At 46.0% G+C, this 14,829-nt stretch carries 12 protein-coding genes; 10 read left to right on the top strand and 2 right to left on the bottom strand.

The features are described 5' to 3' along the window. Positions 1-17: 17 nt before the first annotated feature. Positions 18-455 carry a C-GCAxxG-C-C family protein gene (locus tag ALKIM_RS0110580; protein ID WP_026474624.1) on the bottom strand — a complete coding sequence of 146 codons (438 nt, stop codon included), beginning with the start codon at positions 453-455 and terminating at the stop codon, positions 18-20. Between the two features lie 238 nt (positions 456-693). Here ALKIM_RS0110580 and ALKIM_RS18265 point away from each other — a divergent pair, with 238 nt between their 5' ends. The 10 genes from ALKIM_RS18265 (at position 694) to ALKIM_RS0110630 (ending at position 11,491) form a co-directional block, all read left to right on the top strand. Beyond that, positions 694-1,809 (top strand): lactonase family protein, encoded by a 1,116-nt coding sequence (locus ALKIM_RS18265; RefSeq protein ID WP_084555863.1) that lies wholly within the window; start codon positions 694-696, stop codon positions 1,807-1,809. Positions 1,810-1,898: 89 nt separating this feature from the next. Next, positions 1,899-2,414 carry a YkgJ family cysteine cluster protein gene (locus tag ALKIM_RS0110590; RefSeq protein WP_044117883.1) on the top strand — a complete coding sequence of 172 codons (516 nt, stop codon included), beginning with the start codon at positions 1,899-1,901 and terminating at the stop codon, positions 2,412-2,414. A gap of 85 nt (positions 2,415-2,499) precedes the next feature. Then, the gene (gene porQ, locus ALKIM_RS0110595) at positions 2,500-3,528 is read left to right on the top strand and encodes a type IX secretion system protein PorQ (protein WP_044117884.1); all 1,029 of its coding nucleotides are present in this window, start codon (positions 2,500-2,502) and stop codon (positions 3,526-3,528) included. Positions 3,529-3,792: 264 nt separating this feature from the next. Continuing rightward, on the top strand, positions 3,793-4,503 hold the full coding sequence (gene cmk / locus ALKIM_RS18270; protein WP_084555864.1) for a (d)CMP kinase: 711 nt from the start codon (positions 3,793-3,795) through the stop codon (positions 4,501-4,503). A gap of 11 nt (positions 4,504-4,514) precedes the next feature. Further along, positions 4,515-5,417, top strand: a complete 903-nt coding sequence (locus ALKIM_RS0110605; RefSeq protein WP_026474627.1) for a 4-hydroxy-3-methylbut-2-enyl diphosphate reductase — start codon at positions 4,515-4,517, stop codon at positions 5,415-5,417. 328 nt (positions 5,418-5,745) lie between these two features. Continuing rightward, positions 5,746-5,886 (top strand): hypothetical protein, encoded by a 141-nt coding sequence (locus ALKIM_RS19910; protein ID WP_157363890.1) that lies wholly within the window; start codon positions 5,746-5,748, stop codon positions 5,884-5,886. Positions 5,887-6,007: 121 nt separating this feature from the next. Continuing rightward, the gene (locus ALKIM_RS0110615; RefSeq protein ID WP_026474628.1) at positions 6,008-7,486 is read left to right on the top strand and encodes a tagaturonate reductase; all 1,479 of its coding nucleotides are present in this window, start codon (positions 6,008-6,010) and stop codon (positions 7,484-7,486) included. A 155-nt stretch (positions 7,487-7,641) separates the two neighbouring features. Further along, positions 7,642-9,129, top strand: a complete 1,488-nt coding sequence (locus tag ALKIM_RS0110620; RefSeq protein WP_026474629.1) for a UxaA family hydrolase — start codon at positions 7,642-7,644, stop codon at positions 9,127-9,129. Between the two features lie 189 nt (positions 9,130-9,318). Beyond that, positions 9,319-10,398: an endonuclease/exonuclease/phosphatase family protein gene (locus ALKIM_RS0110625; RefSeq protein WP_044117885.1), complete on the top strand. Its 1,080-nt coding sequence runs from the start codon at positions 9,319-9,321 to the stop codon at positions 10,396-10,398. A 106-nt stretch (positions 10,399-10,504) separates the two neighbouring features. Beyond that, a complete protein-coding gene (locus tag ALKIM_RS0110630) occupies positions 10,505-11,491 on the top strand; it encodes an aldo/keto reductase (protein WP_026474631.1) in 987 nt (328 codons plus the stop codon). An 87-nt stretch (positions 11,492-11,578) separates the two neighbouring features. On the opposite strand, the gene carB is transcribed toward ALKIM_RS0110630, so the two are convergent. Further along, positions 11,579-14,803 carry a carbamoyl-phosphate synthase (glutamine-hydrolyzing) large subunit gene (gene carB / locus ALKIM_RS0110635; protein ID WP_026474632.1) on the bottom strand — a complete coding sequence of 1,075 codons (3,225 nt, stop codon included), beginning with the start codon at positions 14,801-14,803 and terminating at the stop codon, positions 11,579-11,581. Positions 14,804-14,829: the final 26 nt, after the last annotated feature.

A 14,829-nucleotide genomic window follows, 5' to 3' on the forward strand; every position in this document is an offset into this window, starting at 1 on the left:
TGTGGCTGTGAATTGATTTATAGTATGGATTCAAGAATGCCGACAGCGCTTTCGACGCAGGGTGAGCAAATTTTATTTTTTAAGTCTTCGTCTTTAAATTTTTCTTGACCTTCCGGTGTTCGAAGGCTGCATCCCAATAGTTCCAGACAGCATGTGGTATGATGTCTGGCTTTGAAAGCGGTTTCGAAGTTCTGAACGAGGGTGTAGGTGCATTCCCTCGAGTTGCCATCGTCCGGAGCTTCTTGCCCATGTTTTAAGCCAATTACCATATAGGCGCCGGTAACTGCCCCACAGGTTTCGCCCAATCTGCCCATACCTCCGCCAAAACCACATGCAAGTTTTAATAGTTTCTCCTTGGGCACATCAGATATGTCGGCAAAAGCTGCCACAACTGACTGGCTGCAGTTGTAACCGTTAAAAAAGTGATGAATGGCAATACTTTTTTTGTCTGGCATTGGGTTGGATTTAATTGTATCGGTGTTTTGTGTCGCAGATTCTTTTTAGTGTGTTAAATTTACGCAATTTAATTTTCTGGAAACAGTATGAAGCTGTTTAATTTATGTCTGTTTTCTTCATTTGATTATTGTATAAAATGATGCTCGGCCAGATTAGTCGATGATATGCTTTACTGTTTGAAAGTTAGCTTTAATCAGCGGTTGTCTGGCGCAGTTTAAATCACACAAAAACCATTGTATGATGTGCAAAATTTGTTATCTCTTTAGTATGCTTCTTTTGGTTGGCTTTGTTGCTTCATGCGGCTCATCGCAAGTTCAGGATACTACTGTGCCTCTATATATTGGCACATACACTTCCGGCAGTTCGGAGGGTATTTATATGGCCCGGTTTGATACGGTGAGTGGCAAGGCTGACAATCTCCAATTGTTGGCATCTGTTGACAATCCAAGTTTTTTAACGCTTGATGCGAATGGGAAGCTACTGTTTGCCGTTAGCGAACATACCAACAATAAGCCAAATCTCTACAGCCTGCATCGGGGGCGTAGCTGGGAACTGGCAGATAGTTTGGCCACCGGTGCACTCGCTTCATGCTATGTAAGCATTGTAGGTAAAGAGATGCTTGCCATTGCCAACTATGTATCGGGCGATGTCTCTTTTGTGTCGTTTAATAACAAAGGACGTTTTATTGATGAGGTTGCTGTGTTTAAGCATGTTGGTTCAGGTGCCAATGCGGCACGTCAGGAAGCTCCGCATGCGCATGCCATTGTGGCCGATAAGGAAGGGCGATTTGTCTATGCTGCCGATTTGGGCATCGATAAAGTGATGATTTATGAAAGAGTGGCTGATACATTTGTGCCGGCAGGTGAGCTGGTGGCTGCTCCCGGTGCCGGACCACGACATATTGCTGTGCATCCGCAAGAGAAAATTTTGGCCGTGATAAATGAGTTAAATCTCACCATCGACTTTTACCTTAAGGATGAACGTGGCGCTTTTACCATCTATCACAGCACGGTAAGTCTGTTGGGCGATGAACATGACAATGGCAATTCAGCAGCAGACATTCATTTCTCTCCCGATGGCCGTTTTTTGTATGGTTCAGTGCGCGGTGCCGATAAAATTGTGATTTTTCAGGTGTTTGATGGGGATGATTTAAATGTTCGCCATCGTGGCGATGTGAGCGAAGGCATCAATTGGCCTCGCAATTTCACCATCGATCCAAATGGCAGATTTTTACTCGTAGCCAATCAGAACGGAAACAGTGTGGTTGTGCTTCACCGCGATGCCGAAACAGGCATGCTAAGGCCGTCAGGGCATCGCCTCGAAGTGTCTATGCCGGTTTGCCTGAAGTTTTAATGTATAGTCGGCTGGTGTTGAGTGATGGTGTTTAGCTGTGTGGATATCTTTGCACCGAAGTTATCTTATCAATATCTTTGCCCTCCGGTATGAAAGAAAAGGAAAAAGACGATGGATTTTTGCAGCAGTTTAAATCTGAAGCACAAAACAAAGCGCGTGAGAACAAATTGTTTCTCGAGAAGTTGAGAAAGAAAAAGCCTGCTGATTTGGATCTCACGGCTGAATCCTTGCACATAGCGGTTTTTGAAAAGCTTGATTGTTTGCAATGTGCCAACTGTTGCAAAACCACAAGCCCCATCCTCATAGATCGTGACATCGACCGCATTGCCAAGCGGTTGAGATTAAGGCCTTCCCAGTTGATAGAACAGTTTCTCAGACTGGACGAGGATGGCGATTATGTGTTCAGGGAGGCTCCCTGCCCGTTTTTGTTGCCCGATAACTATTGTCTCATTTATGAGGACCGTCCCAGAGCCTGTCGTGAATATCCGCATACCGACCGCAAAAGATTTCACCAGATTCTTAACCTCACCTACCGCAACACTTTGGTGTGTCCGGCTGTTTTACAGGTTGTAGATGGGTTGAAGAAGAAATATTCCAATCTTTAAGTGGGCTTGTTGACAATGAAATTTTATTTTTGTCGTTAATCAATTTGTGTAGTCGCATCGATTTTGTAAACAATTAATAGCCACATTGAAAAATAAGTTTCTATATACCATCCTTTTGCTGGTGTTTTCACTTACTCAGGCAGTAGCACAGCGAGGAGGTGAATCATTGTTTGGAATCCTTCATCTTACACATTCGGCTCGCATGGCTTCCCTGGGCGGTAACCAGGTTGGTTTGGATGGACATGATTTATCGATGCTCATTCACAACCCGGCAATGCTTAACTCCGGATTTTCGCGTAATGTATCGTTAAGCTATGTGCCCTATATGGCCGACATAAACTATGGCTTTGGTGGCATTGCATGGGATTTTGAGGGTGTGGGTACTTTTGCGTTGGGATTTCTTCACGTTGGATATGGTTCTTTTGTAGCTGCCGATGAGTCCGGTATCATCACCGGCACTTTTTCTGCCGGCGAATCAGTCATGCAGATAACTTATAGCCGCCCGCTGTCGGAGCGATGGACTGCTGGCTTCTCTGTAAAGCCTCTCTACAGTCGTTTGGAAGCTTATGACTCTTGGGGTATTGCTGTGGATGGGGGGCTCTTTTATCGCAACCCCAATGGCTTATTCACCTACGGTATGGTGATTCGTAACTTTGGCCGTCAACTTACTTCATACCATGATGGCCCGCTTGAAAATTTGTCACCCGATTTGCAACTTGGCGTTTCATATAAGCTCGAGCACGCGCCATTCAGATTCTCGATGACCGTGCAGGATTTGTTGTCAGGCTCACTCGATTATGACATTCCGGATTCGGGTAACAACAGAGTGGTTTTTGGTGATGGTTCAAACGATGATGACTTGCTCGATAAGATGGTAAAGTATCTGACCCTTGGTGTTGAATTTGTGCCAACCAACAATTTTTATGTGGCCGCAGGGGTGAACCCCCGCCGCAGGCAAGAGCTTAGAGTCGAAAGCCGAACCTCAACCGTAGGTTATACATGGGGGTTTGGATTTAAAATATCCAAATTCAACTTTTCTTACGGCTCGGGTCGTTACCATTTGGGTGGCTCATCAAATCACTTTTCCATTACCACCAACCTCTCGTCCTTTTAATTTGGCGGAAATCAATTTTTCACTGGTTGGTTTTTTTTACCTTTGTAGCTTGTTTGGCAGTCTGGCTTGTAGTATTTGGTTTTATGTGAGATGAATATGTTTAATATGGCTGTGAGTTTTTAGGCGTCATCTAACCCGCTGAAATTCTAACATATTTCCATTTTTTGATTAAACAGACTTTAGTGGAATACTCCAGGCACCAATCTTTTTGGGCAGATTTGCACCATATTTTTTAACCTCCTGATTTGAATTAGCATCAGAACTATGAGTAAAAACATAAACCAGATTATCGTGGCCATCGATGGTCACTCATCGTGTGGCAAAAGTACCGTGGCAAAGGAGATTGCCGCAAAATTTAATCTTACTTATATCGACACTGGAGCAATGTACCGCGCCGTCACCTATTATGCATTGCAAAATGGTATTATTCAGGAGGGTTTCATTGATACGGATAAACTTGCGGCTTCCATTGATGATATTCACATTCAGCTAAAAAGAGATTCTTTATCTGGCAATGTGGTGACTTACCTGAACGGTGAAAACGTAGAATCGGCCATACGTTCGCTGGAGGTTAGCAACCACGTGAGTGCCATCAGCGCATTGTCATTTGTGCGGAAACGTCTTGTACAGCTTCAGCAGGAGATGGGACAGCAGGGCGGCGTGGTGCTTGATGGTCGAGACATCGGCACTGTAGTTTTTCCCAATGCCGAGCTAAAGATTTTTATGACTGCATCACCTGAGATACGTGCTAAGCGCCGGTTTGATGAAATGACGCAAAAAGGTGAGCAGGTGGACTTTGAGAGTGTTCTGCAGAACGTTATAAGTCGTGACCACATTGACAGCACGCGCGCCGAAAGCCCGTTGAGAAAAGCTGATGATGCGCAGGTGCTGGATAATAGCCATCTTACCCGTGAAGATCAACTGCAATGGGTGATGGATAGGTTGATTGAAGGGGGATGGCTAAATAATCGGTAAGTTTATGCAGTATGGTTAAAGCTTCATCACAACAACCTTCGGTTCTCATTGAGATTGACTCCAAATCGGGATTTTGTTTTGGCGTTTCGCGTGCTGTGAAATTGGCCGAAAGTGAAATGCAGAAGGGTTCAGCGTTGGCCTCTTTGGGCGATATTGTGCACAATGATGAGGAGATTAACCGATTGAAGCAAATGGGGATGCAGTCTGTAAGCCTTTCAAATGCAGGTGCAATTCAGGAGGATACGGTACTTTTTCGTGCCCATGGTGAGCCGCCTTCTTCTTATGATGCCATGCGGCAGGCGGGTAAAAAGGTGGTTGATGCCACATGCCCGGTTGTACTTAAGTTGCAGCAACGCGTGCGCGATGCCTGGCAGCAGTTGCGTCTCGAAGGCGGTCAGCTGGTTATTTATGGAAAACAAGGTCATGCCGAGGTTATTGGTCTTGTAGGCCAGACTAATGGCGAGGCACTTGTGGTTCAAACCGAGTTTGACCTTGCGTTGATTGATAAGAGTAAACCGACAGTGCTATTTGCACAAACCACCATGAGTTATGAAGGTCTGGAAAGAATGGAAGCTGCCATCCGCAATCAATTAGTGCCTGGGGTAGCCTTTCATACACATAAAACCATCTGCGCACAAGTAGGCAACAGGGTTCCACACCTTAAAGTTTTTGCCGCCAATTACGATGTTATCTTTTTTGTGGGAGGGGAGCACAGTAGCAACGGGAAAGTGCTTTTCACGGTTTGTGAAAAAGTGAATCCCCGAACATTTTATATCTCCTCTCTTACCGATATAAATGAGAACATGCTGACACCCAGACCTCAGAAAATTGGGGTGTGTGGTGCTACTTCTACGCCCCAATGGCTTATGGAACAGGTGGCCGACAAGCTTCGTGTGATGCTTGGGCTTGCTTGAATTGCCACTCTTGTAGTTAAACATCATTGCAATCCACTTTCTGAAAGTTCGCTTGATGCACTCTATAACTTTATCAACGCGCTTAATCCTTTCATAATGGTTTATAGTCGCAGTTTTAAGATTTTTCTGTCCTGTTTTTCCGTGTTTTTTACCGTGTGCGAGAACGGTAAATTTCTTAAGTTGAATAATGGCTGTAAAGTATTGAATTGTAGAGCCTTTGTTTTTGAGTCGGTTGTTAAGAAATATTAACCTGATTATTTTTTGCACGAAATAATTCACGAATCACTAATCTGATTATATCTTTGTAGTACAAAATCCTGTTTTGAGATTGCAATCTTTAATCGCGAAGGCGTTTGAGCAAGCAGAGAGTCTTTTGGTCTCACGTTTTATTGAGGTGGCGGCTAAAGTTCAGATAGAGCGTTTTTTAGTTGGTGACAGAATGGCGCGTTTTGCCAACGTGATGGTTTAAGTATCTGAGCGCAGCATAACAGAATATGGTTGATTTCTTCTGGGCGTTATCGATAACGGGGCTGAAAATGGATTTTGTATATTGCAGAAAAACACACATACATCATAAACAGAGAATAGAAATGAAATTAAATCGTCAGACAGCAACTGCTGCAAATGTTTATCCCACAAGGATATTGCAGTTTGGTGAAGGGAATTTTTTGCGTGCATTTACCGATTGGATTGTTGACAAGATGAACAAAACCATCGACTTTAATGCAGGCGTGGATGTGGTTCAGCCTCTGGCAAATGGCATGGTCAACATGCTTAACGACCAGGATGGCCTCTATCATGTGTATCTGAAAGGAATTAAAGATGGGCAACCGGTTCAGGAGTACACGCTCATCGACTGTATCAATGCCGGTATCAATCCATATACCGAGTATGAGAAATATGAGCAGTCAATTCTTAATCCCGATCTGAGATTTGTGGTTTCTAACACCACCGAAGCCGGTATTAGCTGGGATGCTAATGACAAGCTGGATATGACCCCTCAGAACTCTTTCCCCGGCAAAGTGGCTGCTTTACTCTATAAGCGTTACAAAGCTTTTAGTGGCGATGCTTCAAAAGGTTTGATTTTTTTCCCTTGTGAGTTGATCGACCGAAATGGCGATATCCTGAAGAAGTTCGTGCTTCAGCATGCTGGAAATTGGGGACTCGAGAAGGAGTTTATCAGCTGGGTGAATGAATGTTGCTGCTTCTGTAGCACTTTGGTCGATCGCATTGTGCCCGGATTCCCAAAGGATGACATCAAACAGATTCAGGAAGAACTTGGTTTTGAAGATAATTTGGTGGTAGTGGGCGAATATTTTCACTTCTGGGTGATTGAGGCTCCCGAGTGGGTGAAGAGTGAGTTTCCTGCTGAAAAAGCCGGGCTCGACGTGAAGTTTGTTAAAGATATGACCAAGTATCGCGAGCAAAAAGTTCAGGTGCTTAACGGATGTCATACCGGTAGCTATGCGGTTTCTTTTCTTAGTGGCATAGATACTGTGCGTGAGGCATTTGAAAGTTTGGATACGGGAGCTTTCATGCGCGACCTGGTTTACGATGAGGTGTTACCTGTGCTGGATGGCACCGAGGAGGAGCTTAAATCGTTTGCCAAAAAAATTCTCGAGCGTTTCAGAAATCCATATATCCGTCACCAATGGCAAAGCATCGCGCTTAATGCCATGTCGAAATGGGAAACAAGAAACCTCCCAACGTTGTTAAACTATTACGAGAATCATGGCATGTTGCCACAAAAGTTGGTTTTCTCGCTTGCGGCAATGATTGCCTACTTTAAAGGAGAAGCCGACGGGCAAAAGTATCCTGTTCAGGATGACCAGTGGATTCTCGACTTTTATCAGGAGGCCTGGGCTGCCTGCGATGGACGCCCAATCTCAATCTATCAGCTGGTTGAAAAGGTGTTGAAGCTTGAAAAGGTTTGGAAACGTGACCTCAACGAGGTGCCAAACCTCACCATCTCGGTAAGTCATTACCTTTTCCTGATTCAGCAGGTTGGAATGAAAAAGGCGGTAAAAGGGGTGCTTAATCCCAATAACCCGCTCATGAAAATGTCTTAAACCTAATTGAATGGCAAACAAGGCAGAAAGAAGGGGTTTTTGTTTTTCTGGCGACAGTTTATTGGTGTGTTGTCCTTTTCTTTCTGCCTTGCCATTTGATGGTTCAATAACAGTGTAGATTCGCGGAAAACCCGCGTCAATTTAAAGATAATACCATGGCTAAATTTTTATTGGTAAACCCCAACGACAACGTGGCTGTTTGTCTCGAGGCAGGCAAGGCCGGTGAGCGCATCGAAGTAGGAAATTACCAGCTTAATCTGGTGGATGACGTTCCGGTTGGACACAAGGTGGCGCTCAAAACCATTGGGCAGGGTGAAGATGTGATAAAGTACGGGGCGCCTATTGGTCATGCCACCCAGGAGGTTACTGTTGGAAAACATGTGCATACGCACAACCTAAAAACAAACTTGTCGGGTAACCTGGTTTATTCCTTCAACCAAAAGTTGAATCAGTTGCGTTATGGTAAGAGAGACCTCACGTTTAACGGCTTTAAGCGGTCAAACGGCAAGGTTGGCATTCGTAACGAACTCTGGATAGTTCCCACCGTGGGATGTGTTAACGGACAGGCTCAGCAAATCATCGACCGTTTTGTGCGCGAGATGAACCCGACAGACATCGACAGTGTTGAAGTTTTCAAACATAGCTACGGTTGTTCCCAGTTGGGCGACGACCACGAGAACACGCAAAAGGCGCTGGCCGATGTGATAAATCATCCCAACGCCGGAGGTGTACTGGTGATTGGACTTGGTTGCGAGAACAACCAAATCAAACATCTTAAAAAGTTTATTGGCGATTACGATGAAAGTCGCGTTCGCTACATGGTGGCTCAAGAGGTGGAGGACGAAGTGGAAGCCGGATTGGCCATGCTCAAAGAGATTTACGCCATCATGCGTCAGGATAAGCGCGAAGCAGTGCCAGTTTCTGAACTGAAAGTAGGTCTTAAGTGTGGCGGTTCCGATGGATTTTCAGGCATAACTGCCAACCCGCTTGTGGGTGCCTTCTCCGACTTTTTGGTGGCGCAGGGTGGTACTACCATCCTCACAGAGGTGCCTGAAATGTTTGGCGCAGAAACCATCCTGATGGAGCGCGCCATCAATAAGGAGGTTTTTGAGAAAACCGTAAGCCTCATCAATGATTTTAAGGATTACTATAATAAACACAATCTGCCCATCTATGAGAACCCATCGCCCGGAAATAAGGACGGCGGTATCTCTACCCTGGAGGACAAATCATTGGGTTGTACGCAAAAAGGCGGTACTGCAACTGTGGTAGATGTGCTTAAATATGCCGAACCAATCCGTAAAAATGGCTTAAACCTGCTGTCGGCCCCCGGCAACGACCTTGTGGCTGCTTCAGCGCTTGGTTTCAGCGGATGCCAGTTGGTGCTTTTCACCACCGGCCGTGGTACGCCATTTGGTAGTTTCGTGCCTACAATGAAGATTTCGACCAACTCGGATCTTTACAATAAAAAGAAGAACTGGATCGATTTCAACGCAGGGCAGTTGCTTGAAGGCAAAACCATGGACGAGTTGCTCGAAGATTTTATTCAGTATGTGATTAAAGTGGCCAACGGAGAGAAACTTAACCACGAGAAAAGTGGATTCCGCGAAATTGCCATCTTTAAAACCGGTGTTACGCTTTAATTTAAGGGTTAGTTATAGTTGTGAAAGAGGGTTGGTGCTTATGCATCAGCCCTTTTTTTTGTCTGTTTTTTTTATGAAATTGCTTGTGATTGCGACCATATTTTAAAATGATGATTAGTTGTTAGAGCCAGAGTGGCTTGAGCACCTTCAAAGAGTCTTTTTGATGTCCTGAAAATTATTCAACTATCTATGCACAACTTTTGGCTTCCATTTGTAGCAATACTGGCCTTGGTGTTGCTGGCTTCCTGCGATCCATTTGGCACCAAACACAAGGAGTCCGATGTTTTGTACCGTACTGCACAAACTGTGAATGTGCCTGATGTCCCGGATACCCTGCACGTGATGACGTGGAACGTAAAATTTGGAGGTGGACGCATCGATTTCTTTTTTGACTGCTTTGGCGACCGGGTGGTGATGTCACAGGATGAGGTGATTCGGCATCTTACGGATGTGGCCGATTTTTTAAATGCCACCCAGCCCGATCTGTTGTTTATTCAGGAGATTGATGTGGATAGCAAACGTTCGGCATTTGTGGAGCAATTGGAGTGGTTGCTCAACCATACGCATCTCAATTATGGTGTTTATGCGTCTCAATGGAAAGCCTCATTCATCCCTTCTAATGGGTTGGGGCGGATGAATTCGGGGGTGGCAATACTCAGCAGATGGCCACTTTCCGATGCCCGACGCATTGCTCTGCCTTTAATAAAAGAGCAAAATCCTTTGGTCAGGTATTTCTACCTAAAACGGTGCTTGCTCGAATGCACCATGGATATCAATGGCGGGCAGGTCACTTTGCTAACCACACACACAGAACCCTATGCTGCCGATGGAACCAAAAAACGACAACTCGACCAGATTTTTAACCGCCTTGTGGAACTGGATGATGCTGGTGAGGCCTTTATTCTTGGCGGAGACTTGAATGCATTGCCTCCCGGAACTACTAAAGTGAAGGGTTTTCCTGACTCTGTATGTCCACCCGGAAAGTTTGATGCCGACGATTACTCTGCCGAAAGCGATTGGTTAATACCTTTTTATGAGCGTTTCCATTCTGCTGTGCCGCTCACTGTTTATCAGGCAGACAATGTTCCCTACTTTACACACACTGTGGATGGTAACGGTTTCTGGAACCGAAAACTCGATTACATTTTTTCCAACAGGTCTTTTGTCGAGGGGAGCGATGTTACCTGGCAGGATGCGCATCAGGGTGGGTATGCCACCATGCCTCTTTCCGACCATTGTGCAGTAAGTGTAAAGTGGATGTTGAAATAATCGAAGTGTTTAGGTTATTCATTGCATTTGAATAGGCAGCCTAAGTTGGTAAGAAAAAACGTTATTTCTACCTTTATCCTGATCGAAATATTTTAAACTTATTGATATGAATTATAGAAAACTCGGGAAGACCGGATTCAATGTGTCTGAAATCTCGTTAGGTACGTGGCAGGTTGGTGGCAAATGGGGTTCAGAATTTGACAATGCTTCGGCTGATAAAATCATCAATACAGCCATCGACAGGGGAGTGAATTTTATTGATACCGCCGACGTATATGAAAATGGTCTGAGCGAGAAGGCTGTGGGGCGCGTGGTACGCTCCAGGTCTGAGAAGGTTTACGTGGCCACCAAATGCGGACGACAGATCAACCCTCACGTAAATGAAGCGTATCAACCAAAAGTGTTGCAACAGTTTGTGGAGGACAGCCTTCGTCGCACGGGACTGGAGAGGCTTGATCTGATTCAGCTGCATTGCCCGCCCACAGAAGTGTATTATCGGCCTGAGATTTTCGAGATGTTTGACAGATTGAAGGAGCAAGGCAAAATTGCCAATTTGGGCGTGAGTGTGGAGAAGGTAGAGGAGGGTCTCAAAGCCATCGAGTTTCCCAATGTGACTACGGTACAGATAATTTTTAATGTTTTCCGTCAGCGCCCGGCGCAGCTTTTCTTTGGCGAAGCCGTAAAGCGCGATGTAGGTATTATTGTAAGAGTGCCTTTGGCCAGTGGCTTACTCACCGGACTATTTAACAGGCAGACAACTTTCACTCCCGGCGATCACCGCACCTTTAACCGCAACGGCGAAGCATTTGACAAGGGCGAGACTTTCTCTGGCATCAATTATGACCTTGGATTAACTGCTGTGGATGAGCTTAAAGCGCTCTTTCCAGATGTTAAGAATTTGGCGCCGGTTGCGCTGCGATGGATTTTACAGCACAGCGCCGTGAGTTGTATCATTCCCGGTGCATCAAAGGTGGAGCATGTGGATTCTAACTTGTCGGTTTATGATTTTCCGTCGCTTACCCCTGAAAAAGTCAACGAAATCAACAATATCTATAACCGATACATCCGCAACGAAGTGCACCATTTATGGTAGCCTAAACCTTGGCGGACAAATAAAAACTCCGGGAACAGCTTCAAATGAGCGCTTGTTCCCGGAGTTCTATTTTATGTCGATTGGAGACTATTTGTACTCGTCCCAGCTTTTTATGGAGATGTCATCCATACTCATTTTGCAAAATGCATTGATGAAGGCACTTGCCAACCTAGCATTAGTGATGAGCGGGATGTTAAAGTCGATGCTGCTGCGACGTATCTGGTAGCCGTTCTTCAATTCACCCTTGGTGAGGTTCTTTGGAATGTTCACAACCAAATCGAGCTTTTTATCGCGGATATACTCCATGGTGTTGGGGCTCTTTTCCGGCTCGTCGGGCCAGTGAAGCAGGGTGGTTTCAACACCGTTTTCCTGGAAGAATTTGTGTGTACCGCCTGTGGCAAAAAGGTTGTAACCTTTCTCCATCAGCATTCGCGCGGCCGATAGCAACTCAATTTTGTCGCGCAATGGGCCCGACGAAATCAACACATTCTTTTTGGGGATGCGGTATCCAACCGATAGCATGGACTGAAGCACCGCATCGTGAATGTTGTCGCCAATACAACCCACCTCGCCGGTGGATGCCATGTCAACACCCAGCACCGGGTCGGCCTTTTGAAGGCGTGCAAACGAGAACTGTGGGGCTTTGATGCCCACGTAATCAAGTTCGAAAAGACTCTTGTTGGGTTTTTCTACCGGAAGGCCAAGCATTACACGGGTGGCTATGTCGATAAAGTTGACCTTAAGCACCTTTGATACAAATGGGAAACTTCGTGATGCGCGCAGGTTACACTCAATTACTTTAATGTCGTTGTCTTTTGCCAACAGCTGCATGTTGAATGGACCGGAAATGTTCAGAGCAGCCGCAATTTTGCGTGTGATGCGTTTTACGCGACGAATGGTTTCCACATAGAGCTTCTGCGGTGGGAACACAATGGTGGCATCGCCCGAGTGCACACCTGCAAACTCGATGTGCTCCGAGATGGCGTATGCTATTACTTCGCCGTTACAGGCCACGGCATCAATTTCAATCTCTTTGGCTTGCTCAATAAATTCGGACACCACCACCGGGTATTGCTTCGACACGTTGGCAGCAAGTTCCAGAAAGTGCTGAAGTTCGTCACGGTTACTCACCACGTTCATGGCAGCACCTGACAGCACGTACGAAGGCCTTACCAGGACCGGGAATCCTACCTCGTCAACAAAAGCATAGATGTCTTCTATCGATGTCAGTTCGTTCCATCTGGGCTGGTCAATGCCAAGCTCGTCGAGCAGTGAGGAGAATTTCTGTCGGTTCTCTGCTCTGTCAATATCTTCCGGCGAAGTTCCCAATATGGGCACATTCTGACGGTGTAAGCGCATGGCCAGGTTGTTGGGTATCTGCCCGCCCATGGAGATGACCACCCCTTTGGGAGCCTCCAGATCCACGATGTCAAGTACGCGTTCCAGCGTAAGTTCGTCAAAGAAAAGTCGGCTACATACGTCATAGTCGGTGGATACAGTTTCGGGATTGTAATTAATCATTACCGAACGGAAACCTTGCTCATTCACAGTCTCAACTGCGTTCACACTACACCAGTCAAACTCCACGCTGCTCCCGATGCGGTATGCGCCTGAGCCGAGTACCACCACCGAAAGTCCGTCCTTTTCAAACTCTACATCGTGCGTGCTGCCGTTGTAGGTCATATACAGGTAATTGATCTGCGCCGGAAATTCACCCGCCATGGTGTCAATCTGTTTCACAATGGGAAGGATGTTTCTGCTTTTTCGGTGGGCACGCACCTCTAACAGGCCTTCTTCCATTTTCAGGTTGGATGTTTTTAACACCGTCCGGGCAATCTGGAAGTCGGAGTAGCCAAGTTTTTTGGCTTCAATTAAAAGTTTATCCGGCAGGCTCTCCAGGGTTTGGTATTCACCAAGTTTGTTTTTCAGGTCGGTGATGTTCTTTAGTTTCTCAAGAAACCAGCGGTCGATGCGGCTAAGTTCATGGATCTCGTCCACGCTCATGCCTTGTTCAAGCGCTTCGGCTATTGCAAAGATGCGTTGGTCGGTTGGTTCGGTGAGTTCGGTGCGTACATCCTTATCTTTTAGCGGCTGGTTGCCAACAAATCCGTGCATCCCTTGACCCACCATGCGCAAGCCCTTCTGGATAACCTCTTCAAAAGTACGACCAATGGCCATGATTTCGCCCACGCTTTTCATGCTGGAACCAATCTGGCGCGATACGCCTGTGAATTTGTTAAGGTCCCAGCGTGGTATTTTACAAACCACATAATCTAATGCAGGCTCAAAAAATGCCGATGTAACTTTTGTTACGGAGTTTTTAAGCTCATGCAGACCGTACCCGAGGCCAAGTTTTGCAGCCACAAAAGCCAGTGGATAGCCGGTGGCTTTTGATGCCAGCGCGCTTGAGCGCGACAAGCGGGCATTCACTTCAATCACGCGGTAATCTTCGGAGTAGGGATCAAGTGCATACTGAACGTTACATTCGCCTACGATGCCAATGTGACGCACAATCTTAATTGCCAGTTCACGAAGCTTATGATATTCTGAGTTGCTCAATGTTTGAGATGGTGCTACCACGATGCTCTCGCCGGTGTGGATGCCCAGCGGGTCAAAGTTTTCCATGTTACATACCGTGATGCAGTTGTTGTAGGCATCGCGCACCACTTCGTACTCCACTTCCTTCCATCCTTTGAGCGACTCTTCCACAAGAATCTGTCCTGAGTAGGAGAAGGCGTTGTCGGCTCGCATTTTAAGCTCTTCAGGGCCGGAACAGAAACCGCTGCCCATTCCGCCAAGGGTATATGCAGCACGAACTATAATGGGGTAACCAATTTTTTCTGCTGCTTTTAGCGCATCGTTTACGCTGGTAACGGCAATGCTTTTGGGTGTTTTTACATCAATTTCGGCCAGTTTGCCCGCAAATATCTCACGGTCTTCCGTGTCGATGATCGATTTTACTGGTGTGCCCAGCACCTCCACATTGTATTTTTCCAGAAGCCCCTGCTCAAAGAGCTGCACTCCACAGTTCAGTGCGGTCTGACCACCAAAAGCAAGGAGAAGTCCATCTGGCTTCTCCTTCTTAAATACTTGCTCAACAAAATATGGGGTAACTGGTAAAAAGTAAATCTTGTCGGCCAGTTTTTCCGAGGTCTGTACGGTGGCAATATTGGGATTTATTAATACCGTGTAAACGCCTTCTTCTTTTAAGGCTTTAATGGCCTGTGATCCGGAATAGTCAAACTCACCGGCTTCCCCAATCTTAAGCGCGCCTGAGCCAAGGATGACCACCTTTTTTACGTCTTTCTTCATTGTTGAGCTATGTTTAATTACAAGAT

The organism is Alkaliflexus imshenetskii DSM 15055 (genome assembly GCF_000517065.1).
GTDB lineage: Bacteria > Bacteroidota > Bacteroidia > Bacteroidales > Marinilabiliaceae > Alkaliflexus > Alkaliflexus imshenetskii.